The organism is Oceanicola sp. D3 (genome assembly GCF_006351965.1).
GTDB lineage: Bacteria > Pseudomonadota > Alphaproteobacteria > Rhodobacterales > Rhodobacteraceae > Vannielia.
On sequence record NZ_CP040932.1, the window covers coordinates 2045896 to 2069458 of the forward strand.

Here is a 23563-nt window from a genome sequence, read left to right on the forward strand (position 1 = left end):
ACTGAAAAAGGGCCCCGAGAGGCCCTTTTGTGCGGGTCCGTTGATCGGCCCGAACGACTGTTTACAGTCGCTATTTTAGGTTCTCCCTGCCGGACTGGCCGACTTGATGACCGGACGCTATGGCAACTTGCCGCAGCCGTCAACAGGTAAAAGAACACCCCTCAAGAATTTGAACACGCTAAGAAAAAAGCCGCGCCACCAAGGTGACGCGGCCAGTCTGACAGGGAGGAAGTCAATCCGGGCCAAGAGGACGGAGGCCCGGACAAGATGAACACTGGCAGAGAAAGGTTAATACTTTATGTTGGGTCCGAAAACGATCTGGAGGGCTATATGAGCGACAGCATTTTCGTGGGCGGCGGTGGCGAAAACTACGCCGATCCTCAGGCACTCCTGCTGAACTACGCCAATCGCCACGGGCTCATCGCCGGGGCCACCGGCACCGGCAAGACGGTCACGCTGCAAATCCTTGCCGAAAGCTTCTCGGCCAATGGCGTTCCGGTCTTCCTCTCGGACGTCAAAGGCGATCTCTCCGGCCTCGCCAAATCGGGCTCTCCCGAGGGCAAGCTGCATGCCCCCTTCATGGAGCGCGCCGCCAAGATCGGCTTCACCGATTACAGCTACGCCGCCTTTCCCGTCACCTTCTGGGACATGTACGGCGAGCAGGGCCACCCGGTGCGCACCACCGTGGCAGAAATGGGCCCGCTCTTGCTGTCCCGCCTGCTGGAACTCTCCGAAGCGCAGGAAGGGATCCTCAACATCGCCTTCCGCGTGGCCGACGAACAGGGCCTGCCGCTGCTTGACCTCAAGGATTTGCAATCGTTGCTCGTCTGGGTCGGCGAAAACCGCAGCACGCTGTCCCTGCGCTACGGCAATGTCTCCACCGCCTCCATCGGCGCCATCCAGCGCCGCCTGCTGGTGCTCGAAAATCAGGGCGCCACGCAGTTCTTCGGCGAGCCCGCGCTCTCGCTCGATGATCTCTTCCTGACCGATGAGCAGGGCAGGGGCCGCATCAACATCCTCGCCGCAGACAAGCTGATGGGCGCGCCCCGGCTCTACGCCACCTTCCTGCTCTGGATGCTCTCCGAGCTCTTCGAAAGCCTCCCCGAGGTGGGCGACCCCGACAAACCCAAGCTGGTCTTCTTCTTCGACGAAGCGCACCTGCTGTTTGACGATGCCCCCAAGGCGCTGGTCGACAAGGTCGAGCAGGTGGCCCGGCTGATCCGCTCCAAGGGCGTGGGGGTGTATTTCTGCACCCAGAACCCCGCCGATGTGCCAGAAGGCATTCTCGGCCAACTCGGCAACCGGGTGCAGCACGCCCTTCGCGCCTTCACCGCGAAAGACCGTCGCGAGCTCAAGCAGGCCGCCGAAACCTACCGCGACAACCCCCGCTTCTCCACCGAAGACGCCATCCGCGAGGTCGGCACCGGCGAGGCCGTCACCTCTTTCCTCATCCGCAAGGGCGCCCCCGGCGTGGTCGAGCGCACCTTGATCCGCCCGCCCAGCTCGCAACTCGGCCCGATCACCGCCGCCGAGCGCAGCAGCCTCACCGCCACCTCGCCCCTCGCCGGCAAATACGATGCCGCCATCGACCGCGACAGCGCCTATGAGATGCTCGCCAAACGCGCCGCCGAGGCTGCCAAGGCCGCCGAAGAGGCCGAAGCCGAGGAAGAAGAGGCCCCAATGGCCGAACGCGAGTTCAAGGCTGGCCGCCGCTACTCCGGCAGCCGCGTCTCCCGCTCCACCTCCAAGCCCACCCGCAAGCGCTCCTCGCGCTCCGATACCGTAGGCCAGACCTTCGCCAAAAGCTTCGCCCGCCAACTCGGCACCCGATCCGGCAAGGCGCTGGTGCGTGGAATTTTCGGCACGCTGTTCTCAGGGCGTTAGGGCGGGACTTATCCCGATGCTTCTGACACACCGTTAAAGAGTGGCCCCGCCCGATGTGCGCCGTAAACATGCCGTAGGGTGGGTGCCAACCCACCACTCGCCTAACGGACCCTGCAAGCCGGGCAGCGCCGTCCCGCGGGGTGGCGCTTCCAATAGTGAGAGATGGCACTTTATGGTGCAGCGGTCATCTTCCCTCAGAGGTGGCGACTGACCTCACCCAAGCGCCGCCCCGCGGGACGGCGCTGCCCGGCGCCTTACGGCGCGCACCGGGCGGGCACATTTCCGCACCGTCACGGCTCTTGCGGAATAACGTAGGTTGGGTGCCAACCCATCGCCTAAGTCAGATACTTGGTAAACCACTCCACCGTCCGCTCCCAAGCCAGCGTCGCGGCATCCTCGTCGTAGCGCGGCGTCGTGTCGTTATGAAAGCCATGGTTCGCCCCTGCATAGATATGCCCCTCATAGGTCTTGCCATGCTCCTTCAACGCCGCCTCATACTCCGGCCAGCCCGCGTTGATCCGCTCGTCCAACTCGCCGTAATGCAACAACAGCGGCGCCTGGATCTTCGGCACATCCTCCACCGCCGCCTGCCGGCCATAAAACGGCACGCTCGCCCCCATCTGCGGGTAGGCCACTGCCAGCGCATTGCACACGCCCCCGCCGTAGCAAAAGCCCACCGCGCCCACCTTCCCAGTAGAGCCCTCATGGCTCATCAAATGCTCGAACCCGGCAAAGAAGTCGTTCATCAGCTTCGCCCCGTCGAGCTCGCGTTGCATCGTGCGCCCATCGTCGTCATTGCCCGGATAGCCGCCCGCCGGGGTCAGCCCATCTGGGCCCAGCGCCAGAAACCCGGCCTTTGCGGTGCGGCGCACCACATCCTCGATATAAGGGTTTAGCCCCCGGTTCTCGTGGATCACCAGCACCGCAGGCAGCTTGCCCTCCACACCGGCGGGCTTCGCCATCAGGGCCCTGATGGTGCCATGCCCCTCGGGGCTTTCATATTCCACCCACTCGGTCTCGATGTCGGGGTCATCCGGCGCAACCTGCTGGGCCAGCGCATAATTCGGCTGCAGGCTCTCCAGCACTGCCGCCGCCGTCACACCGGCAGCCACATACTTGCCCGCACCGGCCAGAAAGTCGCGCTTGGTCATCTTGCCATGCACGTAGCCATCGTACATTTCCAACAGCTTGGGGTGAAAGTCTTTCGCCGTCATCCGGCGTTCTGGCTTGTTCATGTCGGTGTCTCCCTGTTCACGAAGGTCCGCTTCATCCCGCCAAAACGCTAGCACCATGCCGCCAATGCGCCGCCTCACGTTCCCGTCATCCGGAACCCCGGCGGCAGCCCGCCCGTTGAGCAGGCAAAGGAGGCCCAAGATGACCGAAGCGGAATTCTGGAAAATGGAAGAGAAATACTGGACCGGCGGCAGCGATTACGCCCGCAGCGTCACCCGTGATGACGCGGTGTTCGTCTTTCCCTACCCGGCGGGCATCCTCAACGCCGAAGCCTCGATGAAAGGGCTCGACGGCGCCGTGCCCTGGCGCTCCGTCACCTTTCACGATCGCAGCTTCACCCATCAGGGCCCGGTGGCCGTGCTGGCCTACAAGGCCCATGCCGAGCGAGAGGGCGAGGCCACCTTCGTGGCGCTCTGTGCCTCAACCTATGTGGATGATGGCGACGGATGGCGGCTGATGAGCCACCAGCAAACCCCGGCGGCGATTGCCGAAGCCGGGGCCTAGCCCGCCCGCGTGGCAAGCGGGCGCATCTTCAGCCGCGTCAGGCGGTTGTCCTTGCGCGCAATCACTTCAAAGCGGAATCCGTGGAACGAAAACACCTGCCCCACGGTCGGAATCGCCTGCGCCTCATGAATCACCAGCCCCGCCACGGTGTTGGCCTCGTCGTCGGGCAGGTTCCAGTCATTGGCACGGTTCAGATCGCGGATGGTCATGGCGCCGTCCACGATCCAGTCATCCGTATCGGTCTTGCGCAGCGGATGATCCTCGTCGATGTCGAACTCGTCGGTGATTTCGCCAACGATCTCCTCAAGGATATCCTCCAGCGTGATCAGCCCCTGCAGCGTGCCATATTCGTCCACCACCAAGGCAAAATGGGTGTTGCGGCGCAAAAACTGACGCATCTGGTCATCCAGCGTCGTGGTTTCGGGCACAAAATAGGGCTCCATCGCCACATCCAGCACATCAAGGCTGCTCAGCGCCTCCGGTGCGCCGCCCGAGGCAAGCGCAGCCCGGTGGATGGCGCGCAGCAGGTCTTTTGCGTGGATCACGCCAACGATGTTCTCCTTGTCGTCCTTATACAGCGGCAACCGGGTGTGGCGGCTCTCCAGCGCCTGCGCCAGCACCTCGTCGGGCGGGGCATCCACGTCGATCATCTCGATCTGCGAGCGGTGAAGCATGATCTCTTCCACCGTCCGGTCGCCAAGATCGAGCGCGCCCAACAGCCTGTCGCGGTCCTCCTTCAGCACCACGCCTTCCGAATGGCCCAGCGCCAGCGCCCCGGCGATCTCTTCATGCACCGAAAACATCTGCCCATCCGGGTCGGTCTGCACCCCGACAAGGCGCAGCAACACCCGCACCAGCGCGCGGATCGAGCCAACGATGGGGGCCAGAACCCGCACAAGCAGCTTGATCGGCCGCGCCACCTGGCTGGCCGCACTTTCGGCATTGGTGATCGCATAGGTCTTGGGCAGCACCTCGGCAAAGATCAGCACCAGCAGCGTCATCACCAGCGTCGCCAGCGCCACGCCGCTCTCGCCGAAAAGCCGGGTAAACAGCGCGGTGGCGAGGCTGGCCGCGAGGATGTTCACGAGGTTGTTGCCCAGAAGCACGGCACCAATGAGCTTCTCATTGTCCTCGGTCACCTCAAGGGCAACCTCGGCGCCACGCTCGCCCCGGTCCGCCCGGGAGCGCAACTTGCCACGCGACGCAGCGGTGAGCGCCGTTTCGGAGCCTGAAAAGAAGGCGGAGCAGACGAGCAACAGCAAGATGCCGCCCGAAGTGAGCCAGAATGCGGTGTCGATCAAGGGGTAAGCCGGGGTTGTGTCATGACCTACACGTTATGGGGGCGAGGCCGCGCAGGTTCAAGATGGCATACCGCTTCCGGGTGCTCGGCGCGCGAGCTACGCTGCGCTCATGCCAGAGGCCGCCTATAGCTTCCGCCGCGCCACGCTCGCAGACCTGCCGCTCTTGCGCGGCTGGCTGGCGGTGCCCGAGGTGCGGCTCTGGTGGGGGCAGGATGACCCCTTCGATGCGGCCGATCTGCAAGGCACCCGCGTCGTGCCCCGCATCATTGCCCTATCTGGCACGCCCTTCGCCTACATACAGGACTATGACGTGCACGGCTGGCCCGATCATCCCTTCCGCCACCTGCCGCCCGGCGCCCGCGGGATCGACCAGTTCATCGGCCTGCGCGCTCTGCTGGGGCAGGGGCACGGCCCTGCCTTCATCCGCCAGCACATGGCCGCGCTCTACGCCGCCGGTGCCCCGGTCATCTGCACCGATCCGCACCCCGAAAACGCCCGCGCCATCGCCGCCTACCGCAAGGCGGGGTTCGAGGTGGCCGGCGCCCCGCGTGACACCAAATGGGGCCGCATCCTGCCGATGGAAGCCCCGCACCCCTGAGTCCAAAATGAAAACGGCGGCCCGCGAGCCGCCGTTTCCCCATTCAATATCCGGCTGCGGTCAGAACCCGGCCTTGATCTTCTCGAACTCGGCAATCATCTGCTCGCGCAGCGCGTTGTCCATCGGCAGCTGCGCCAGCACCGGGGCGCTGACCTCGCCAAGGCCCACCTCGTCAAGCGTCTCGGTGTCGATCTTGGCCATCTCCTCGGTGTTGGAGTTGCCATAGCCCCACTCGTTCACGATGTATTCCACCGAAGAGGGCGAGAGCCACGCGTTGATGAAATCATGCGCCTTGTCTTCGCTGCCCGGCCCGTCGACAAGGTTCACGTAGCCGCAGAACCACACCGAAGATCCGCCCTCGGCCTCGCGCTGAAAGCCGATGTTATGGCCATCGCCGCGCATCGAGGCAGGCGTTTCGCTCCACGCCCATGAAAACAGCACCTCACCCGTGCTCATCAGCTGCGCCAGCTCCGCACCATCGGCCCAATAGGCCCGCACATTGGGGTGCACCTCGCGCAGCCATGCGCTGGCGGCTTCAAAGTCTTCCTGCGTCGCCTTCGTCCAGTCGCTCACGCCGGTGGCCAGATAGGCCAGCGCATAGATGTCATCCACGTTGTCGGGCAACGAAATCCGGCCCGCATATTGCGGATCCTTGAACACCTGCAAGCTGCCCACATCCTCGGCGCTCAGCTCATCGGCGTTAAAGGCAATCGCGGTCGAGCCATTGTCGGCGGGGATGAAGTAGACATCATCACCATCAGTAAAGATCGGGTCGCTCTTGTAGCTCTCGGCCACGGTGGCATAGCGCGGAATCTTCGAAACATCCCACGGCTCGATCAGCCCGGCCTGCCGCCACTTGTCCACCGATTGCGAGCAGGGGTGGGCGATGTCGGCCTTGAAGCCAGAGCGCAGCTTCTGAAACGCCTCTTCCTCTTCCCCGAAAAAGGTGAAGCTCGGGCTATCGCCGTACTTCTCGATGTATTCGCCAAAGAAGCCGGGCTCTTCAAACCCCGACCAGTCGAAGATCAACAGCTCTTCATCCGCCGCATGGGCAGTGAAGGCCGTCGAAAGAAGTAGCGCCGCAGCAGCAGAGAAATATCGCGCCATGATGTGGTGGTCCTTTGGTTGGCGGTGGGCTTTCGGATAGAAACGCTAGCCGCGCCGCGCCTTGCCCACAAGGGAAAATACGAGGAAAGGCCTCGGCGGGGCAGGGGCAGGGGCACGTTGATTGACACAAGCACAAGCCCCGGCAAAACTTGCACAAAATTCAGGAGACTTCGCAACATGATCGGTGTCGAATGGGTTCGGATGATGGCCCGCTACAACGCCTGGCAGAACGAGCAGGTGATGAGCTGCGTGCGCCACCTCCCGCCCGATGAGCTGACCAAGGACCGTGGCGCCTTCTTCGGCTCCATCCTCGCCACCCTCAACCACATGGTCTGGGCCGATACGTCGTGGATGAGCCGGTTCGATGGCGGGCCGGGCCCCGACGTGCCGGTAGAAGAAAACACTCGCTGCTGCCTCACCATCGGCGCATGGGAGGCGGCCCGCTTCCAACTCGACGGGCGCATCAAGGTCTGGGCCGCCGGTCTGCGCGAGCTTGATCTGGTCGGCGATCTCACATGGCACTCGCCCACCTATAACGCCGACTACCGCAAACCGATGGCAATCTGCGTCACACAGCTCTTCAACCACCAAACCCACCACCGCGGGCAGGTCCACGCCATGCTGACCTCCATCGGCCTCGATCCGGGCATCACAGACCTGCCGTTCCTGCCCGGAAGCTGAACGATCCTGCGGCCCCGCGCTCGCCTTCAATAGTGCCAAGACATTGCCCCATCATGTCGCCGTGAAATGTGCCGTGAGCTTACGCGACGACATATGGAACCCATTGATATGGCATCAAAAAACACCCGGCAACTCTCCGCCGATGTGCTGTTGATACAACGCGGTGCCCAAGCACAATTTCGTGTCCGCCCCGTGTCCTTATAACTCCCTCCAATCCTCTTACTTTCCAGCCATCCCGCAGCCCTCGTGGTTGCGGTCAAACCCTCTGAGAAGGATTAGGAGACAATGAAAAACACCACCACGTTCGCCGCCTTCGCGCTCGGCACCGTTGCAAGCTTTTCCGCCGGGGCCGCGCTGGCGCAAACCACGACGTTCGACAACCGCGACGCCGCCGAAGAGCGTCTCGAAGATCTGCAGGAAGACATCACCGACGACTACGATCGTGACGTCGACGCCTTCGGCAACAGCGGCCGCAAGCTCGGTTTTGATGGCTCGGTTTCGCTCCGCTCCACCGCCCAGTCCGGCAACACCGAAAGCTTCGACGTGGGCCTCGGTGCCAACCTCGGCTGGTATGACGGCACCAATGGCGTCGAGTTCAACGTGGTCTACGACTACGGCGAGAGCAACGATGTGAAAGACACCGAAAGCCTGCTCTACGGCCTCGATTACACCCGTGACTTTGGCGACCGCTGGTATGCCTACGGCCAGATCCAAGGCAGCCAGGACGATTTCGCTTCCTACCGCCGCGATACCTTCGCGGGCTTCGGTGTGGGCTACAAGGTCGTCGAAAACGCTCGCTCCACTTGGTATGTGTCGGCAGGCCCCGGCTACCGCTGGGCCGAGCTGTCTGACGGCACCGAGATCGAAGAAGAAGCCGCCTCCATCGGCTCCAACTTCTCGACCAAGCTCACCGAAACGGTCTACCTGACCAACGACACCGACTTCATCTTTTCGGAGTCCGACAACGTGATCTACAACGACCTCGGCGTGAACGTCTCGATGACAGACGCCTTGGCGCTGCGCACGTCCATCGCGACCGAATACCACACCGATCCGCTGCCGGGTGACGATAACACCGACAACACCTTCGGCGTGTCGCTGGTCTACAGCTTCAACTGATCCGATATCCCTCGTATCAGTGACAAGATTGGCTCGCCCAGAAATGGGCGGGCCTTTTTTATTGCGGCACCGCTGCGCTCAATGGCCTAACATGCAAAAACAGCGCAGCGATTGCCGCATGAGGGCAGGGGGTTTCAATGCCGCACGATAAGCCGGTGGCCCAGTCCGCCCACAGCGGCAACACTAGCCAAGCCCAGCCGCCCACAAAGGAAGTCACTGCCCGCGTGCTGGAGTGCTATGCACGCGGCTATTCAAGCCAACAGGCCGCCGACCACGTCGGTGTGGATCTGGCCACGGTCAACAAGATCGTGGCCGATGCCATATCAGAACAAGAGGGGCCGGGCTGAGCAACGCCCGATAAAGCAAACCTACGGGTCGCACACACCATCCCCGCGCAACGCTTAAGCGGGACGCGGATCAGCCAGACAGGTCCACCGACTTGCCGTCACGAGAAGAGGCCTCAATCGCCTCTATCAACCGATGCGCCGCCAAGGCCTCGCGCCCTGTCACCAGCGGCGCGCGCTCTTCGCGGATCGCGGCGGCAAAATCCTCAATCACCCTTTGGTGCCAGTCGTGCTTTTTCACCTCCTCGGCCCCCAGCACCTCCTCGCGCCCGTCACGCCAGTTCACCACCACCCCGTCACGGCCAATCCGCAACGACGCCTGCTCGAAATGCAGCGCAACCGTCTCGCTTCGTTGCGGAAACATCGCCGTGCTGGCCACCAGCGAGCCCACCGCACCATTGGCAAACCGCAGCCCCGCCACGGCAAAATCCTCGGCTTCCATGCGGTGCAGCTTCGATGTGGCCATCATCGCCTGAACCTGCGCCACCGGCCCGGTGAGGCTGAGTGCAAGGTCAATCGAATGGATCGCATTGGTTATCACCACCCCGCCGCCGTCCCGCGCATAGGTGCCGCGCCCCAGCTCGTCATAGTAGCTCTGCTCGCGCCACGCCGGCACGGCGATTTCCACCACGCCCAGCGCTCCGAGGGCGCCGCTGGCAATCAACTCCGCCGCCGCCCGCGATGAAGCGCGCACCCGATGCTGAAACACCACGCCAAGGGCCACGCCCGCCCGCTCGCAGATCTCCACAACCTCTTCGGCTTCGCCGAGCGTCCGCCCAACCGGCTTTTCCAGCAAAATGTGTTTGCCCGCTTCCGCCAGTGGCGCAATCACCTCGGCCCGCACGCTCGGCGGTGTGGCCACAATCACCATCTCGATTGCGGGGTCGTCGATGACCTCGCCAATCTGAGAGATAAAACTCGGCGCCGGCCCGTCATAAAGCGCCGCAAGGTAGCCCGCCCGCTCCGGATGGCGTGAAACCACCGCCTCCAGCCGCAGCCTGTCCCCCGCCGCCGACAGGGCCGCCACATGGCTCTTGGCGATCATCCCGGCCCCCAGCAAGGCCACGCCAACCCTTCGTTCTTCTTCCGCCGCTGCCATCTTGTCCCTCCCGCTGATGCGCCCCGTCACCAGACCAGCAATCTGCCCGCCCCGCAAACCCCATTGAGCCGCGCCCCCCATCGCGCTACATCCCTCCCACCAAAGGAGCCAACGCGATGAAAGACCTCAGCCACAACATCCCCGCCCTCGTCACCGAGATGGGTGAGCGCGCGCGCGCCGCCGCTGCGGAGCTGTCTTTCTCGCCGCCAGAGGCCCGCAATGCCGCGCTCAAGGCCGCCGGTGCCGCGCTTCTGGCCTCGCAAGCCGAGATCCTCGAAGCCAACGCCCGTGATCTGGACTTTGGCCGCGAGAAGGGCCTGACCGATGCGATGATGGACCGCCTCATGCTCGATGAGGCCCGCATTCAGGGCATGGTCGACGGGCTCACCGCCATCGCCGCCCAGCCCGACCCGCTCGGCGAGGTGATCGACGAGTGGGATCGTCCCTCTGGCCTGCACATCCTCCGCGTGCGCACCCCCCTCGGTGTGATCGGCGTGATCTACGAAAGCCGCCCCAACGTCACCGCCGATGCCGGGGCGCTTTGCCTCAAATCCGGCAACGCGGTGATCCTGCGCGGAGGTTCTGAGAGCTATCACAGCGCCCGCGCCATCCACGCCGCCCTGCAAGCCGGGCTGCGCGAGGCCGGCCTGCCCGAAGACGCGATCCAGCTCATGCCCACCCGCGACCGCGAGGCCGTGGCCGAGATGCTGCGCGCCACCGCCTATATCGACGTGATCGTGCCGCGCGGCGGCAAGGGCCTCGTCGGCCTCGTCCAGCGCGAGGCCCGCGTGCCCGTCTTTGCCCACCTCGAAGGCATCTGCCACGTCTATGTCGATGCCGCCGCCGATGCCGAAAAGGCCATGAAGGTCGTGCTCAACGCCAAGACCCGCCGTACTGGCATCTGTGGCTCCGCCGAGTGCCTGCTGGTGCACGCAAGCCAAACTGACCTCGGTCAGAAGCTTGTCGATGCGCTGATGGACGCCGGGGTAGAGGTCTACGCCCAAGGGCTAAACGGCACCCGCCCGGCCACCGAGGAGGATTTCGGCAAGGAGTTCCTCGACATGAAGATCGCCGCGAAAGTGGTCGATAACATTGACGAGGCCATCGCCCACATCCGCACCTACGGCTCGCAGCACACCGAGGCGATCCTGACCGAAGACGAGGCCGCCGCCGACCGCTTCTTCCAACGGGTCGATAGCGCCATCCTGATGCACAACGCCTCCACCCAATTCGCCGATGGTGGCGAGTTTGGCATGGGGGCAGAGATCGGCATCGCCACCGGCAAGATGCACGCCCGCGGCCCGGTGGGGGCAACCCAGCTGACCAGCTTCAAATATCTCGTCACCGGCAACGGCACCACACGGCCGTAACCCACGGGCGATCTTGCCCCAAATATCACAGCGCGCGGGGGTCATCCCCCGCCGCGCATCCCACGGCTTAAAACCGGATCGCAACCTCCTCCTCAAGCCGCGCAACCTCAGCCGCGCGCCCCAAGGCCGCCAGCGCCTTGGGCAACATCGCAAATTGCAGCTGTGCCGGGCTCAGCCCCGCGCCATCTCCGCGCTCCAGCGCCTCCCATGCGGCGGCCTCATTGCGCAACCGCGGCGCGCGCGCCACCACCTCCCAACTGGGCCGCACTTCGATCACGCCGCCATAGGCCAGCTCGATCTCAAGGCAGTTGATCGCCAAAAATATCGCCCGCAGCTCCGCCCGGCCAACCGTTCCGGGTGCCGGCCAATCCACCTGCACACGCCCGCCGCCAAGGTAGTCTGCCAGCGTGGCCAGTATCTCCGCCTCGCTCACCGCCTGTCCCTCTTCGGCGCGGCCAAAGGCGATGCGGAAAAACTTGATCCTGCCCTGCGCATTCTTCACGCTGTCATCTACAAGTGCCAGCTCCGGGCTGTTTTGCAGCCCTGCCATCGCCAGCAATTCCACCCCGTTGCCGATGGCCCCAACCGGGCTGATCAGGTCGTGGCAGATCCGCGACGCCAACCGCGCCGCCAGGTCGAAGTCATCGTCCATGGTCGCCCTCCGGAGAAAGCCCAATGGCCTCAGATCTCAACGCAATCCTCGAACCGGGCATGTTGGTGCGCCACCCTGATGAGCCCGATTGGGGGCTGGGACAGGTGCAATCAAACATCGGCGGGCGCATCACCGTGAATTTCGAGCACGCAGGCAAAGTGACAATCGACGGCAAGCGCATCCTCCTGGAAATCGTCTTTAACCGATGACCTACGCGGGTCTTGGTTAACATGACATTAATGCGACCCCCGTGCCAGCCAGAGCCCACCCGGGTTGCGCCATCGCGGCGGGCTGCCTAAAAGCCCGGAGACGGGCGGCAATGGAGGGCCGAAGGGCACGCAGGATGGACGCCGAAGCGCCGAAATTCGAGCTGCGACTGGCGGCTGACGAGGCCGACCTGCGCGCCGCCCAACGCCTGCGCTACGAGGTTTTCGTGGCCGAGCTGGGCGGCGATGGCGAGATGGTCGATCATGACGCCCGCCTCGAGGCCGACCCCTTCGATGCCCATTGCGACCACCTCTTGCTGATCGACCACGCGGGCGAAGGTGCGGGCGAAGGCGAAGGCAAGGTCGTAGGCGTCTATCGCCTGCTGCCCGGCACCCGGGCCGAAGCCGCAGGCGGCTTTTACACCGAAGGCGAATACGACCTCACCCCGCTCAAAACCTCCGGCCGCAATCTGCTGGAGCTTGGCCGCTCCTGCCTCGCGCCCGAGTATCGCGGCGGCATGGCCATGTTCCACCTCTGGGGCGCCCTGTGGGATTACGTCGAGGAGCGTGGCATCGAGGTGCTCTTTGGCACCGCCTCCTTCCACGGCACCGATCTGCAAGCCCTCGCCGCGCCGCTCTCGCTGCTCCACCACAGCCACCTCGCCCCCGCCGCGCTCCGCCCCGAGGTGCTGCCCCCCAATGGCCGCGCCATGAACATTCTGCCCGAAACCCAGCTCAACCGCCCCGAGGCCATGCGCGCCGTGCCCGCGCTGATCAAGGCCTACCTGCGCCTCGGCGGCTGGGTCGGGCAGGGGGCCTTTCTCGATCACGCCTTCAACACCACCGATGTCTGCCTCGTGCTCGACGCCACGCAGGTCAGCCCACGCCAGGTGGCGATCTACCGCAAAGACCGCGCCCCTTGAGCCAGCACCACACCGAGCAAAGCCCAAGCCAGGGTCCGCTCTGGCAAGGCGCATCCCCGCTGCCGCCTCCGCGCCTCGGTCCGCTCGGCTGGGCGCGGGTCATCCTGCGCGGTCTGCCCCTTGGCCTCATCACCTTCGGCTGCCTCGCGCTGCTCCTGCTGGTCCGCCTTGTCGAGCGTCCGCTCTGCGGCCACCACCGCCCGGTCACGCCCTTCATCACGCAGTTCGTCTGCAAGGCGGCCTTCCTCTGCCTCGGCATGAAGCACCGCACCCACGGCACCCCCATGCGGCATCGCGGCGCGATCGTCGCCAACCACGCAAGCTGGCTCGACATCTACGCCCTCAACGCGCCCCAGCGCATCTATTACGTTGCCAAATCCGAGGTGGCAGGCTGGCCCGGCATCGGCTGGCTGGCGCGCGCCACCGGCACCGTCTTCATCCGGCGCGACCGGCGCGAGGCCAAGGCCCAGCAAGCAGTGTTCGAAGAGCGGCTGCGGATGAACCACCGCCTGCTCTTCTTCCCCGAGGGCACGTCAACCGACGGTCTGCGCGTGCTGCCCTTCAAGCCCACGCTGTTTCAGGCTTTCTACACCCACGACATGCCCGAGATCCTGCACATCCAGCCCGTCACCGTCGCCTACCAAGCGCCGCCGGGAGAAGACCCGCGCTTCTACGGCTGGTGGGGAGACATGGACTTCGGCTCCGGCCTGCTTCGCGTGCTCGGCGCGCGGCGGCAAGGCGCGGTGGAAATCGTCTTTCACGCGCCAATCCCGGTTGCCGGGGCAGGGGGCCGCAAGGCGCTGGCAGCGGCCTGCGAAGCGGCGGTGCGCGATGGGCTGAAGCCCCGGCTCGGCTCCGGCCATCGGCCCTGACGCTCCACGTGGCACCTGCGACGAGCGGGGCAAAGGCCCCCAAAGAGTTGAGACACCGGAGGCCGGCCAATCCGCTGCGCACGCCTGCTTAACGCCCCCGGTTGTGCAAAAACCAAGGAGGTATCGGTTGTGCATAGGATGTGCATCACTTGTGCCTGTGGTATTTCTGCACTTAACGCCGTTTTCAGTGGGAGTTGTGCATCACCGCACAGCGCTCAGAGGGCACCCGCCATCAGACTCTTCAGCGCTTCCGCCGGGTCGTCCTCGCCCCAGATCTCGGGGCCGATTCCAAAGAAGTCCGTCATCCCGGCCAGCGCCGCAACGCGCCCCGCACTGAGGCCGCCCTCGGCCACCACGGGCACCTCGATCACCTGGCTCCACCACTGGAAAAGCTCGTCTTCCGCCTGGGTGCCGTCGCCCAGCGAAGTCGTTGATACCGGGCCAAAACTCACGTAATCCGCGCCCGCTTCACCGGCGCTCATCCCGTCATGCCGCGACGCGCCGCAGAAGGCACCAACGATGGCATCCTCGCCCAGCGCCTTGCGCGCGGCCCGCACGCTGCGCGCCCCATCCGTCAGGTGCACCCCGTCCAGCCCCAGCCGCTCGACCATCTGCACATGCGCCTCGATCACCAGCGCCACATCCCGGGCATGGGCCACTTCGCGCAGGCTGTCGGCCGCCTGTGCCACCTCGCGCTCATCCGTCGTCGCCAAAGCCAGCCGCACGCAGGCCACGTCCACGGCATCAAGAACACCGGCCAACTTACCGGGAAAGCTCGACAATTCCAGCGTCGGCGGGGTGATCAGGTAGATCTGCGGCACATCGGGCGCATCGGCCATTTTCGGCTCCATTATCTTCGGTTTCAGGCCCTATATCGGGGTTTTGCGGGCTTGGCTACTTTGCCGGCATCGGTTCCACGAAGCTCAGGCAAAGCCGCATCAGCCCATCGAAAATATCTTCCTCCTCCAGAGTGCCCCGGTCGACATGAATAAACCCGGCCTTCTCGGCCCCTCCCATCACCATCCGGGCTGTCCCCGGCAGCGCCAGCGCCTCGGCCTCGCGTGCCTTGCCCACCCTAAAGAACGCACCGCCGCGCCCCGATGCGACGCAGGCCATATTGCCCCGGATCATAAAGCAAATCCCGCCAAACATCCTGCGTTCGCTCACCTCCGGCACGCCCATGAGCCCCTCGCGCAGCCGCTCGGCCACCTCCTCGTCCCACGCCATTGTCGCTCCCTTCCAAAGCACCGCTTGTCTGGCCCTGCGTCCCATCGTATCACCCGCGCCGTGATGCGAGGCAAGAAAGGCGCAGCAAATGGCAGACCCGGTATTTGTGCTCGTGCGCCCGCAGATGGGCGAAAACATCGGCGCGGCAGCCCGCGCGATGTGGAACTTCGGCCTCGACAGAATGCGCCTCGTCTCCCCGCGTGACGGCTGGCCAAATCCGCGTGCGGCAGCGCTTGCCAGCGGCGCAGGGCGGGTGCTCGACGGCGCAGACCTGCACGAAAGCGTGGCCGACGCGGTGGCCGATTGCCGCATGGTCTATGCCACAACGGCCCGGGGGCGGGGCCTCACCAAGCCGGTTCTGACACCAGAAGAAGCCATGGCCGACGCCCGCCGCCGCGCCGCTGCTGGCCAGAAGGTGGCGGTGCTTTTCGGCCCCGAGCGGGCCGGGCTGGAAAACGAGGATGTCGCCCGCGCCAGCGCCATCATCACCGTGCCGGTCAACCCCGAATTCTTCTCGCTCAATCTCGGCCAGGCCGTGCTGCTGATGGCTTATGAATATGGCCGCCACACGCTTCCGCGCGGCACCGAGGCCCCCGCCGAGCCTGCCTCTGCGGTAGAGGTCGAAAAGCTTGGCGATCACTGGGAGGAGCGTCTTGAGGAGGCCGGGTTTTTCTTCCCCGCCGAGAAGGCCGCCGGGATGAAGCTGGTCCTGCGCAACATGTGGCCCCGCCTCATGCTCACCCGCCCGGATGTGCAAATGCTCCACGGTGCCCTGCGCCAGTTGCTGCGCGGCAAGTCGTCCGGCGGCGGCTCTTGAGGCCGCGGCCTCCCCGCGCTACCTGAGAGCGCGAAAGAGGCCCCGAGCATAGGAACCACCATGGCCGGAAAACGCAGCATCTTCGAAGAGGTCAGCGAGGGCGAGGCCCCGCGCACAGCACCCCGCGAAACCGGGCTGATCGACAAGGGCAGCCGGGGTGGCGCACGCCTTGCCATCCGGGGCTGGCTGATGCTGCTCTTCGCCCTCGTGGTGGTGATGATCATCGTCGGCGGCCTCACCCGGCTCACCGACTCCGGCCTTTCGATCACCGAGTGGAACGTGATCAAGGGCGCCATCCCGCCGCTGAACGAGGCCGATTGGGCCATCGCCTTCGACAAGTACAAGACGATCCCCGAGTATGAGTTGCAAAACAAGGGGATGAGCCTTGCCGAGTTCAAAACAATCTATTGGTGGGAATGGGGGCACCGCCAGCTTGGCCGCCTGATCGGGCTGGTCTGGGCGGTCGGCTACCTCTGGTTCCTGCTGCGCGGCCAAATCCCCACCGGCTGGAAGCTCCGCCTGCTGATCCCCGGCGTGCTCGGCGGCATTCAGGGCTCTATCGGCTGGTGGATGGTCTACTCCGGCCTCTCCGGCGAGATGACCGACGTTGCCTCCTACCGCCTCGCCACCCACCTGGGCCTCGCTTTCGCCATCCTTGGCTTGCTGGCGTGGTATATCCTGCTGCTGTCGCGCCCCGAGCGCGAGATCATGCAGGCCCGCCGCGCCCGCGAGCGCCGGGTCTGGGGGCTGGGCACCGGGCTGATGCACTTCGCCTTCCTGCAAATCCTCATCGGTGCGCTGGTGGCGGGCATCGACGCGGGCCGCAATTACATCGACTGGCCGCTGATGGCGGGCGGCTTCACGCCCCCCGGCATGTGGGAGATCGAGCCGCTTTGGCGCAACTTCTTCGAGAATGATGGCACTGTGCAATTCATCCACCGCATGGTGGCCTACGCGCTCTTCGCCTTCGCCATCTTCGCCTGGGTCCGCTCGCGCCGTTCCGCCTATGCCGCCACCCGCCGTGCGTTTGATTGGGCGCTGGTGCTGCTCTTCGGGCAGGTGGTGCTCGGCATCGTCACCGTGATGCACTCCGCCCCCTGGCACATCGCCATCACCCATCAGGCGCTTGGCGTGGCGCTTTGGGTCGTTATCATCCGTGCCCGCTTCCTTGCGGGCTACCCCAAGGCCGGAACGCTCCGCGAAGGACTCTGACATGACCGCATTTGAAGACCTCATGGCCCACAGCCGCGAGACCGAGGCCCTTGGCCAGGTCATGGGCCGCCTTGGCTGGGATCAGGAAACAATGATGCCCCGCGGCTCCGCCGAGCAACGCGGCGACGAGATCGCGGCGCTCTCCGGCGTGCTGCACGCCCGCAAGATCGACCCCCGCGTGGGTGAGTGGCTGGAGGCCGCCGAAGCCCCCGATGCGGCAGGCGAGGCGGCCCTCCGGCTGATCCGCCGCAGCTTCGAACGCACCACCAAACTGCCCTCCAAACTCGCCGCAGCGCTGGCCAAAACAACCTCCATCGCCCAAGGCAAATGGGCCGAGGCCCGTGCCGCCGAAGATGTGGCGGCCTTCGTCCCCGTGCTGGATGAGGTGCTCAAGCTCAAGCGCGAGGAGGCCGCCGCGCTGGCCGATGGCGGCGATCTTTATGACGCGCTGCTGGATGACTACGAGCCCGGCGCCAAGGCCGCCGACCTTGAGGCGATGTTCGGCGCGCTCCGCCCACGCCTCGTCGACCTGCGTGAGAAAATTCTCGGCGCCAGCCACCAGCCCGAGGCGCTCGCCGGCACCTATGGCGAGGCTGCGCAGCTTGCGCTCTCCAACAAGCTGGCCGAGGCCTTCGGATATGACTTCTCCCGCGGCCGGATCGACAAGGCCGTCCACCCCTTCAGCTCCGGCTCCGGCAATGACGTGCGCATCACCACCCGCGTCGCCGAGGATGACCCGTTCAACTGCTTTTATTCCACCATCCACGAGGTCGGCCACGCCTGCTACGAGCAGAACATCTCGCAAGACTACCTGCTCACCCCGATGGGGCAGGGGGTCTCAATGGGCGTGCATGAAAGCCAGAGCCGCATCTACGAAAACCAGATGGGCCGCTCCCGCGCCTTCACCGGCTGGCTGCACAGCCAGATGGAAGAGGCCTTCGGCCCGCTCGGTCTTGATGCCGATGCCTTCTATGCCACCGTCAACAAGGTGAAGCCCGGCTACATCCGCACCGAGGCCGACGAGGTGCAATACAACCTCCACGTCCTCTTGCGCTTCGACCTCGAGCGCGACCTCGTGGCAGGCAAGCTGGAAGCGGCAGACCTTGAAGAAGCATGGAACGCCCGCTTCGAGCGCGACTTCGGCTACCCGGTCGACAAGCCCTCCAACGGCTGCCTGCAAGATGTGCACTGGTCCGTCGGCCTCTTCGGCTACTTCCCAACCTACAGCTTGGGCAACGTCTACGCCGGTTGCCTGAACAAGGCCCTGCGCGACGCGGTGCCCGGTGTCGATGTCGCGCTCGCCTCGGGCGATGCCACCCCGGCCACAGCTTGGCTGCGCGAAAACCTGCAACAGCACGGCGGGCTGCGCCCCCCGCGCGAAACCATAACCCACGCCTGCGGCTTCGAGCCGTCGGAAGCGCCGCTGCTGGATTATCTCGAAGAGAAGTTCAGCGCGATCTACCGGCTCTAAGGCCGGCCCCAACGGCGCGGGCGATTCGCGGCGCGGGGGGGCGTGCCCCGCCATCCCGCACGCCCGTTTCAACCGATCGTAAACCTTTTGCGCGAGGTTAGTCCTGCCAATCGGGCGGGCGCTTCTCGATGAAGGCTTTGATCCCCTCGTCGGTGTCGCGCCAAAGCATGTTCTCGACCATCACCGCTGAGGCATGGGCATAGGCCTCGGCGGTTGTCATCGGGAGCTGGTCATAAAACGCCCGCTTTCCGATCTTCACGGCGGCCGTGAGCTTGCCCGCGACGGTCTCGGCAAGGCTGCGGGTCTCGCCCTCAAGCGCGGCTTCGGGCACCACGCGGTTTACCAGTCCCACCTCGCGGGCACGCGCCGCGTCGATGAACTCGCCCGTGGTCAGCATCTCAAAGGCCACCTTCGGTGCCACATTGCGCGACAGCGCCACCATGGGGGTCGAACAGAACAGGCCGATGTTGACGCCATTCACCCCAAACCGCGTGCCCTCCGCCGCCACCGCCATGTCACAACTGGCCACCAACTGGCAGCCGGCGGCGGTGGCGATGCCATGCACCTGCGCAATCACCGGCTGGGGCAGGGCCTGCAGCCCCATCATCACGGCGGAGCAGCGGGCGAAGAGATCCTCAAAATACGCCCGGCCCCGGTCCTCTGCCTGCCGCCCGGCCTGCATCTCCTTAAGGTCATGGCCCGCGCAAAACACCTTGCCCGCCCCCCGCAGGATCACCACCCGAATGCGGCCATCCTCTCTCAAGGCGGCGATCTCATCTGTCAGCGCCGCAAGTAGCCCGTCAGAAAGCGCATTGAGCGCGCCCGGCCGGTTCAGTGTCAGTTCCGCAACGTTTCCCCGGTCAACCCGGGTCAGCACAGGCTCACTCATCTTGCCATTCTCCCCATTGGCAGAAACTCTGGGCCGCAGCCCGGAAAAGCGCAAGGGGAGCGGAATGCTGGACAAAACGGTAATGGACAAGGCCGCGCTGGAGCGCTTCGTCGAAACCGAGTTTACACAGGTGATCGGCGACTTTTCGGTGGAGGAGATCACCGCCGATGGCGTGGTGGTTCGGCTGCTGACGCAAGACAAGCACCTGCGGCCCGGCGGCACCATCTCGGGGCCTTCCATGTTCGGCCTTGCGGATGTGGGCATGTATTTCGCCGTTCTGTCGCGCATCGGGCCGGTGGCCCTGACCGTCACAACCAATTGCGCGATCGACTTCATGCGCAAACCCGAAGCCGGGCGCGATCTGATTTGCACCACGCGCCTGCTGAAACTTGGTCGCTCCCTTGCCGTGGGCGAGTGCCATATTCGCTCCGAAGGGCAGTCGGCGGTGGTTGCCCGCGCCAGCCTGACCTATGCGATCCCGCCAAAACCGGCCCCAAATGTGGGGTAAAATAATACCTTAATTATAAGCCGCTGAAATAGCTTTATTTATTCCATCCTGCGCCTCTTGACTGGCCGCCCCGAATGCTTAGAACGGCCCAATCGAATGCTACAGCCGCACCCGCTCGTGCGGCGCAAGAGGACCGACACATGAAAACCTTTACTGCCACCCCGGCAGACATCGACAAGAAGTGGATCCTGATCGACGCCGAAGGCGTGGTTCTGGGTCGCCTCGCCTCGATCGTCGCCAACCGCCTCCGCGGCAAGCACAAAGCCACGTTCACCCCGTCGCAAGACATGGGCGACAACGTGATCATCATCAATGCCGACAAGATCCAGCTGACCGGCAACAAGCGTGAAAAGCCGAACTACTGGCACACTGGCTACCCGGGCGGCATCAAGTCCCGCACGACCGGCCAGATCCTCGAGGGCAAGTACCCCGAGCGCGTGGTGATGCAGGCCGTCAAGCGCATGCTGCCCGGCAACAAGCTGAGCCGCGTTCAGATGACCAACCTGCGTGTCTACGCCGGCGCCGAGCACCCGCACGAGGCCCAGAGCCCCGAAGTGCTGGACGTCAAATCCATGAACAAAAAGAACACGAGGGTCTGATAAATGGCTGACCAAGTGAATTCGCTCGAAGAGCTGGGCACGGTCGCCGAAGGTTCGGCCCCCGTCGCTGAAGAAATAATCAACCGCGAGCCCCAGCGCGACGAGCTGGGTCGTGCCTACGCCACCGGCAAGCGGAAAGATGCGGTCGCCCGCGTCTGGATCAAGCCGGGCTCCGGCAAGGTCATCGTCAACGGCAAGGACCAGGACAAGTACTTTGCCCGTCCCGTGCTGCAACTCATCCTGCGCCAGCCCTTCCAGGTTGCTGGCGTTGAAGGCGAGTTCGACGTGATGGCCACCGTCAAAGGCGGCGGTCTGACCGGTCAGGCTGGTGCGGTGAAACACGGCATCTCCAAGGCCCTGCAGCTTTACGAACCCTCGCTGCGTGGCGCCCTCAAAGCCGCCGGCTTCCTCACCCGCGACAGCCGCGTCGTCGAGCGTAAGAAGTACGGTCGGCCGAAGGCCCGCAAGAGCTTCCAGTTCTCCAAGCGCTGAGGCTGGTGTCAGAGATTTGGAAAGGGCCGCACAGTTGCGGCCCTTTTCTTTTGCGCTCACACGGGCGGTCGCAGCTCGAAAGCCAACGCAAGCAGCAACATCCCGGCGCACCACGAGGCGCCGGTGCGCCATGTGATCGCGAGCCACTTGTCCTCGCCCCGGCGGTCAAAGCTCATCCTGACAAGGGCGGTGATGGCGACGGCCAGAAGCAGGGTGGCAAAGCAGATCCCGGCGTAGATCGAAACCGGCAGTGTGCCGAAAGGGTGCTCATCCAGCGCGCCCAGCAGCACGGCCCCGCCCACGGCAATGCCCGCCCGCAAGCCCGAGAGCAGGCCGCCCGCCAAGCCCTCGCCGGTGTGCGCCAGCGCCGGGCCAGCCAGCACGGCGACCGCCGCAGTAGGAAAAAAAGAGAAAACGGTGTTGCGCTGCGTGGTATAACCCCCGGTAAATCGTTGCTCCGCATTGGTATATGGATTTTCTTCGCGCACAGCCCTTTCGCACCCGAGCGGGAGCCAGAGCCCAAACGGCGGCCCCACTCCAAGCATGCTCCTGACGCCGCGTCACATGACGATCCCTTGACAGGGCTGCATTCCTGACCTATATCTATTCACGATCTCCTGGGGCGTGTTTCATTGGAAGCACGCCCCATTTGATTCCTCCCCTATCTTCCGCTGCACTGCCGCAAATCAGCCCTTGAGCGTGCCTGTGTTTCGCATAACCTCAGGCGAACGACGGTAATGCTCTCGGGGGACGAAGGATTGAGCGCAGGCCATGGTCTGAGCGACGCGAAGAAGGGGTTGCTGCTGGCCGCCCCGCCGGGGCTCTATGCCGTGTTGCTCCTCGCCGTCCCGCTTGGGGCCGTTTTGCTCCTGTCGTTCTGGTCGCAGGATTTTCTAACGCTCGACCGCACCTTCACCCTCAAGAACTACCGCGAGGCCTTCACCGAGCCGCTCTACATGCTGCTCCTGGGTCGCTCGTTGCTGATCTCGGGGGCCGTCACCCTTGCCACCGTGGTGCTGGCCTTCCCCATCGCCTATTTCGTGTCCTTCTACGTTCGGCCAGAGCGCAAATCGCTCTGGATCTTCCTGATCACCATCCCGTTCTGGACCAGCTACCTGATCCGGGTGTTCCTCTGGAAGGTGATCCTCGGCTACAACGGCGTGCTCAACTCCTCGCTCCAAGGGCTTGGGATCATTGACGAACCGCTCACCTTCATCCTCTACAACGCCAATGCCGTGGTCATCACCCTGGCCCATGCCTTCGCCCCCTTCGCGATCCTGCCGATCTTCGTGGCGCTGGAAAAGATAGACCGCTCCCTGCTCGAGGCCTCCCGCGATCTTGGCGAAGGCATGTTTCGCACCTTCACCCGTGTCACCCTGCCGCTGGCGATGCCCGGGGTGGTCGCGGCCATCCTCATCGTCTTCATCCCGACCATCGGGGACTATGTTACACCCCGGCTGGTTGGCGGGCCGGACGGACTGATGATTGCCAACATGATCCAAACCCAGTTTCTCAAGCTCAACAACGCGCCGATGGGGGCCGCGCTGGCGGTGATCGCCATGCTCTCTGTCTCGCTCATCTCGCTCGGTATCGTGCTGGCCACGATGCGCTGGGTGAAGGGGGGCAAATGAGCGGCTGGCTGGCAAAGCGCGGCGGGTGGCTCTGGCTCTATGCAGTGGCCTATCTGGTGTTTCTCTACGCGCCGATCTTCCTGCTGCCGCTCTTCGCCTTCAACGAAAGCTCAGTCATCGCCTTCCCGCTGCAGGGCTTCACCACCGAATGGTTCAAGGGCCTCACCGGCGTTCCAGCGCTGACAGGCTCGGTCAAAACCTCGCTCATCATTGCCGTCACCTCCTCGGTGCTGGCCACGCTGCTTGGCCTCTGCGCGGCGCGGGCCGGGGTGCGCTATCGCTTCCCGGGCAAGGGCACAATCATGGGGCTTATCATGGTGCCACTGGTGCTGCCCGAGATCATCGTCGGCGTCTCGCTGCTGGTGGTGATCGTCTCGATCCTCGGCGCGCCGCTCTCCAGCTGGACTGTGATCCTCGGCCACACGCTCATCTGCACCCCCTTCGCCGTGGCCATCCTCAACGCCAGCTATCAATCGCTCGACACCTCGCTGGAAGAGGCCGCGATCGACCTTGGCGAAACGCCCGCCAGCACCTTTCGGCTGGTCACGCTGCCGCTGATCATGCCGGGCATCATCGCCTCGCTGCTGATTTCTTTCACCATCTCGCTCGACGAGTTCATCATCGCTTTCTTCCTCACCGGCGCGGAGCCCACGCTGCCGGTTTACATCTGGTCGCAACTCCGCTTTCCGCAAAAGCTGCCCATCATCATGGCCCTTGGCACCATTCTGGTGGCAGCATCGGTCGTGCTGCTGACGATGGCCGAAATCATGCGGCGGCGCGGGCTGAAGCGGGCAGGGGCCAAGGACACCGGGGGATTCCTCTGA

At 64.6% G+C, this 23563-nt stretch carries 27 protein-coding genes; 18 read left to right on the forward strand and 9 right to left on the reverse strand.

The genetic code is table 11. The features are described from left to right. Positions 1 to 330 precede the first annotated feature (330 nt). Positions 331 to 1884 (forward strand): helicase HerA-like domain-containing protein, encoded by a 1554-nt coding sequence (locus tag FHY55_RS10350; RefSeq protein ID WP_140014115.1) that lies wholly within the window; start codon positions 331 to 333, stop codon positions 1882 to 1884. A gap of 335 nt (positions 1885 to 2219) precedes the next feature. Here the strand turns inward: FHY55_RS10350 and yghX are convergent, their stop codons facing one another. After that, positions 2220 to 3119 (reverse strand): YghX family hydrolase, encoded by a 900-nt coding sequence (gene yghX, locus FHY55_RS10355; protein WP_140014116.1) that lies wholly within the window; start codon positions 3117 to 3119, stop codon positions 2220 to 2222. Positions 3120 to 3258: 139 nt separating this feature from the next. Here yghX and FHY55_RS10360 point away from each other — a divergent pair, with 139 nt between their 5' ends. Further along, positions 3259 to 3621, forward strand: coding sequence for a DUF4440 domain-containing protein (locus FHY55_RS10360; RefSeq protein WP_168222971.1), 363 nt, complete (start codon positions 3259 to 3261; stop codon positions 3619 to 3621). On the opposite strand, the gene FHY55_RS10365 is transcribed toward FHY55_RS10360, so the two are convergent. Beyond that, the gene (locus FHY55_RS10365; protein ID WP_140014118.1) at positions 3618 to 4922 is read right to left on the reverse strand and encodes an HlyC/CorC family transporter; all 1305 of its coding nucleotides are present in this window, start codon (positions 4920 to 4922) and stop codon (positions 3618 to 3620) included. The genes FHY55_RS10360 and FHY55_RS10365 overlap by 4 nt on opposite strands. Before the next feature lie 109 nt (positions 4923 to 5031). Between FHY55_RS10365 and FHY55_RS10370 the strand changes: the two genes are divergently transcribed. Further along, positions 5032 to 5520, forward strand: a complete 489-nt coding sequence (locus tag FHY55_RS10370) for a GNAT family N-acetyltransferase (protein WP_140014119.1) — start codon at positions 5032 to 5034, stop codon at positions 5518 to 5520. Positions 5521 to 5580: 60 nt separating this feature from the next. On the opposite strand, the gene FHY55_RS10375 is transcribed toward FHY55_RS10370, so the two are convergent. Then, complete coding sequence (locus FHY55_RS10375) at positions 5581 to 6627, reverse strand: extracellular solute-binding protein (RefSeq protein WP_140014120.1); 1047 nt, start codon at positions 6625 to 6627, stop codon at positions 5581 to 5583. Between the two features lie 177 nt (positions 6628 to 6804). On the opposite strand from FHY55_RS10375, the gene FHY55_RS10380 reads away from it, so the two are divergent. From FHY55_RS10380 to FHY55_RS10390, 3 genes are all read left to right on the forward strand, one after another. Then, positions 6805 to 7308 carry a DinB family protein gene (locus FHY55_RS10380; protein WP_140014121.1) on the forward strand — a complete coding sequence of 168 codons (504 nt, stop codon included), beginning with the start codon at positions 6805 to 6807 and terminating at the stop codon, positions 7306 to 7308. A gap of 285 nt (positions 7309 to 7593) precedes the next feature. Beyond that, positions 7594 to 8427, forward strand: a complete 834-nt coding sequence (locus FHY55_RS10385) for a YdiY family protein (RefSeq protein ID WP_140014122.1) — start codon at positions 7594 to 7596, stop codon at positions 8425 to 8427. A 137-nt stretch (positions 8428 to 8564) separates the two neighbouring features. Continuing rightward, entirely contained in the window at positions 8565 to 8774 is a 210-nt protein-coding gene (locus FHY55_RS10390; RefSeq protein ID WP_140014123.1) for a helix-turn-helix domain-containing protein, read from the forward strand. A 70-nt stretch (positions 8775 to 8844) separates the two neighbouring features. Here FHY55_RS10390 and FHY55_RS10395 read toward each other — a convergent pair whose 3' ends face one another. Continuing rightward, positions 8845 to 9870, reverse strand: coding sequence for a Gfo/Idh/MocA family protein (locus tag FHY55_RS10395; RefSeq protein ID WP_140014124.1), 1026 nt, complete (start codon positions 9868 to 9870; stop codon positions 8845 to 8847). Positions 9871 to 9986: 116 nt separating this feature from the next. Between FHY55_RS10395 and FHY55_RS10400 the strand changes: the two genes are divergently transcribed. Continuing rightward, positions 9987 to 11240 carry a glutamate-5-semialdehyde dehydrogenase gene (locus FHY55_RS10400; RefSeq protein WP_140014125.1) on the forward strand — a complete coding sequence of 418 codons (1254 nt, stop codon included), beginning with the start codon at positions 9987 to 9989 and terminating at the stop codon, positions 11238 to 11240. Between the two features lie 67 nt (positions 11241 to 11307). Here the strand turns inward: FHY55_RS10400 and FHY55_RS10405 are convergent, their stop codons facing one another. Continuing rightward, on the reverse strand, positions 11308 to 11892 hold the full coding sequence (locus tag FHY55_RS10405) for a histidine phosphotransferase family protein (RefSeq protein ID WP_140014126.1): 585 nt from the start codon (positions 11890 to 11892) through the stop codon (positions 11308 to 11310). Between the two features lie 23 nt (positions 11893 to 11915). Between FHY55_RS10405 and FHY55_RS10410 the strand changes: the two genes are divergently transcribed. From FHY55_RS10410 to FHY55_RS10420, 3 genes are all read left to right on the forward strand, one after another. Then, positions 11916 to 12101, forward strand: a complete 186-nt coding sequence (locus tag FHY55_RS10410) for a DUF3553 domain-containing protein (RefSeq protein WP_140014127.1) — start codon at positions 11916 to 11918, stop codon at positions 12099 to 12101. A 134-nt stretch (positions 12102 to 12235) separates the two neighbouring features. Next, a complete protein-coding gene (locus FHY55_RS10415) occupies positions 12236 to 13021 on the forward strand; it encodes a GNAT family N-acetyltransferase (protein ID WP_140014128.1) in 786 nt (261 codons plus the stop codon). Positions 13022 to 13080: 59 nt separating this feature from the next. Continuing rightward, entirely contained in the window at positions 13081 to 13893 is an 813-nt protein-coding gene (locus FHY55_RS10420) for a 1-acyl-sn-glycerol-3-phosphate acyltransferase (protein WP_140016080.1), read from the forward strand. 215 nt (positions 13894 to 14108) lie between these two features. On the opposite strand, the gene FHY55_RS10425 is transcribed toward FHY55_RS10420, so the two are convergent. Further along, on the reverse strand, positions 14109 to 14732 hold the full coding sequence (locus FHY55_RS10425) for a thiamine phosphate synthase (RefSeq protein WP_140014129.1): 624 nt from the start codon (positions 14730 to 14732) through the stop codon (positions 14109 to 14111). Between the two features lie 55 nt (positions 14733 to 14787). Then, positions 14788 to 15120, reverse strand: coding sequence for a TfoX/Sxy family protein (locus tag FHY55_RS10430; protein ID WP_168222972.1), 333 nt, complete (start codon positions 15118 to 15120; stop codon positions 14788 to 14790). Positions 15121 to 15208: 88 nt separating this feature from the next. Between FHY55_RS10430 and FHY55_RS10435 the strand changes: the two genes are divergently transcribed. From FHY55_RS10435 to FHY55_RS10445, 3 genes are read left to right on the forward strand one after another with little or no spacing between them, the layout of a single operon-like run. Then, positions 15209 to 15937 (forward strand): RNA methyltransferase, encoded by a 729-nt coding sequence (locus FHY55_RS10435; RefSeq protein WP_140014131.1) that lies wholly within the window; start codon positions 15209 to 15211, stop codon positions 15935 to 15937. A 60-nt stretch (positions 15938 to 15997) separates the two neighbouring features. Beyond that, positions 15998 to 17149, forward strand: a complete 1152-nt coding sequence (gene ctaA, locus FHY55_RS10440; protein ID WP_140014132.1) for a heme A synthase — start codon at positions 15998 to 16000, stop codon at positions 17147 to 17149. A gap of 1 nt (position 17150) precedes the next feature. Beyond that, positions 17151 to 18620: a carboxypeptidase M32 gene (locus FHY55_RS10445; RefSeq protein WP_140014133.1), complete on the forward strand. Its 1470-nt coding sequence runs from the start codon at positions 17151 to 17153 to the stop codon at positions 18618 to 18620. Between the two features lie 97 nt (positions 18621 to 18717). Here FHY55_RS10445 and FHY55_RS10450 read toward each other — a convergent pair whose 3' ends face one another. Continuing rightward, a complete protein-coding gene (locus tag FHY55_RS10450; RefSeq protein WP_140014134.1) occupies positions 18718 to 19509 on the reverse strand; it encodes an enoyl-CoA hydratase in 792 nt (263 codons plus the stop codon). Positions 19510 to 19573: 64 nt separating this feature from the next. On the opposite strand from FHY55_RS10450, the gene FHY55_RS10455 reads away from it, so the two are divergent. The 3 genes from FHY55_RS10455 to rpsI all read left to right on the forward strand — a co-directional run bounded on the left by FHY55_RS10455 (position 19574) and on the right by rpsI (position 21108). Continuing rightward, complete coding sequence (locus FHY55_RS10455) at positions 19574 to 20017, forward strand: PaaI family thioesterase (protein WP_254695284.1); 444 nt, start codon at positions 19574 to 19576, stop codon at positions 20015 to 20017. 140 nt (positions 20018 to 20157) lie between these two features. Continuing rightward, the gene (rplM, locus tag FHY55_RS10460; RefSeq protein ID WP_140014135.1) at positions 20158 to 20616 is read left to right on the forward strand and encodes a 50S ribosomal protein L13; all 459 of its coding nucleotides are present in this window, start codon (positions 20158 to 20160) and stop codon (positions 20614 to 20616) included. A 3-nt stretch (positions 20617 to 20619) separates the two neighbouring features. Then, positions 20620 to 21108, forward strand: a complete 489-nt coding sequence (rpsI, locus tag FHY55_RS10465; protein ID WP_140014136.1) for a 30S ribosomal protein S9 — start codon at positions 20620 to 20622, stop codon at positions 21106 to 21108. 56 nt (positions 21109 to 21164) lie between these two features. Here the strand turns inward: rpsI and FHY55_RS10470 are convergent, their stop codons facing one another. Beyond that, positions 21165 to 21491, reverse strand: a complete 327-nt coding sequence (locus tag FHY55_RS10470; RefSeq protein WP_140014137.1) for a hypothetical protein — start codon at positions 21489 to 21491, stop codon at positions 21165 to 21167. Positions 21492 to 21866: 375 nt separating this feature from the next. On the opposite strand from FHY55_RS10470, the gene FHY55_RS10475 reads away from it, so the two are divergent. Next, positions 21867 to 22739, forward strand: a complete 873-nt coding sequence (locus FHY55_RS10475; RefSeq protein ID WP_254695285.1) for an ABC transporter permease — start codon at positions 21867 to 21869, stop codon at positions 22737 to 22739. After that, positions 22736 to 23563 carry an ABC transporter permease gene (locus FHY55_RS10480; protein ID WP_140014139.1) on the forward strand — a complete coding sequence of 276 codons (828 nt, stop codon included), beginning with the start codon at positions 22736 to 22738 and terminating at the stop codon, positions 23561 to 23563. Before FHY55_RS10475 ends, FHY55_RS10480 begins: the two co-directional genes overlap by 4 nt.

Coding starts and splice junctions, on each gene's coding strand:
- FHY55_RS10350 (WP_140014115.1), top strand. CDS start 331: ATGAGCGACAGCATTTTCGTGGGCGGCGGTGGCGAAAACTACGCCGAT.
- yghX (WP_140014116.1), bottom strand. CDS start 3,119: ATGAACAAGCCAGAACGCCGGATGACGGCGAAAGACTTTCACCCCAAG.
- FHY55_RS10360 (WP_168222971.1), top strand. CDS start 3,259: ATGACCGAAGCGGAATTCTGGAAAATGGAAGAGAAATACTGGACCGGC.
- FHY55_RS10370 (WP_140014119.1), top strand. CDS start 5,032: ATGCCAGAGGCCGCCTATAGCTTCCGCCGCGCCACGCTCGCAGACCTG.
- FHY55_RS10375 (WP_140014120.1), bottom strand. CDS start 6,627: ATGGCGCGATATTTCTCTGCTGCTGCGGCGCTACTTCTTTCGACGGCC.
- FHY55_RS10380 (WP_140014121.1), top strand. CDS start 6,805: ATGATCGGTGTCGAATGGGTTCGGATGATGGCCCGCTACAACGCCTGG.
- FHY55_RS10385 (WP_140014122.1), top strand. CDS start 7,594: ATGAAAAACACCACCACGTTCGCCGCCTTCGCGCTCGGCACCGTTGCA.
- FHY55_RS10390 (WP_140014123.1), top strand. CDS start 8,565: ATGCCGCACGATAAGCCGGTGGCCCAGTCCGCCCACAGCGGCAACACT.
- FHY55_RS10395 (WP_140014124.1), bottom strand. CDS start 9,870: ATGGCAGCGGCGGAAGAAGAACGAAGGGTTGGCGTGGCCTTGCTGGGG.
- FHY55_RS10400 (WP_140014125.1), top strand. CDS start 9,987: ATGAAAGACCTCAGCCACAACATCCCCGCCCTCGTCACCGAGATGGGT.
- FHY55_RS10405 (WP_140014126.1), bottom strand. CDS start 11,892: ATGGACGATGACTTCGACCTGGCGGCGCGGTTGGCGTCGCGGATCTGC.
- FHY55_RS10410 (WP_140014127.1), top strand. CDS start 11,916: ATGGCCTCAGATCTCAACGCAATCCTCGAACCGGGCATGTTGGTGCGC.
- FHY55_RS10415 (WP_140014128.1), top strand. CDS start 12,236: ATGGACGCCGAAGCGCCGAAATTCGAGCTGCGACTGGCGGCTGACGAG.
- FHY55_RS10425 (WP_140014129.1), bottom strand. CDS start 14,732: ATGGCCGATGCGCCCGATGTGCCGCAGATCTACCTGATCACCCCGCCG.
- FHY55_RS10430 (WP_168222972.1), bottom strand. CDS start 15,120: ATGGCGTGGGACGAGGAGGTGGCCGAGCGGCTGCGCGAGGGGCTCATG.
- FHY55_RS10435 (WP_140014131.1), top strand. CDS start 15,209: ATGGCAGACCCGGTATTTGTGCTCGTGCGCCCGCAGATGGGCGAAAAC.
- ctaA (WP_140014132.1), top strand. CDS start 15,998: ATGGCCGGAAAACGCAGCATCTTCGAAGAGGTCAGCGAGGGCGAGGCC.
- FHY55_RS10445 (WP_140014133.1), top strand. CDS start 17,151: ATGACCGCATTTGAAGACCTCATGGCCCACAGCCGCGAGACCGAGGCC.
- FHY55_RS10450 (WP_140014134.1), bottom strand. CDS start 19,509: ATGAGTGAGCCTGTGCTGACCCGGGTTGACCGGGGAAACGTTGCGGAA.
- FHY55_RS10455 (WP_254695284.1), top strand. CDS start 19,574: ATGCTGGACAAAACGGTAATGGACAAGGCCGCGCTGGAGCGCTTCGTC.
- rplM (WP_140014135.1), top strand. CDS start 20,158: ATGAAAACCTTTACTGCCACCCCGGCAGACATCGACAAGAAGTGGATC.
- rpsI (WP_140014136.1), top strand. CDS start 20,620: ATGGCTGACCAAGTGAATTCGCTCGAAGAGCTGGGCACGGTCGCCGAA.
- FHY55_RS10480 (WP_140014139.1), top strand. CDS start 22,736: ATGAGCGGCTGGCTGGCAAAGCGCGGCGGGTGGCTCTGGCTCTATGCA.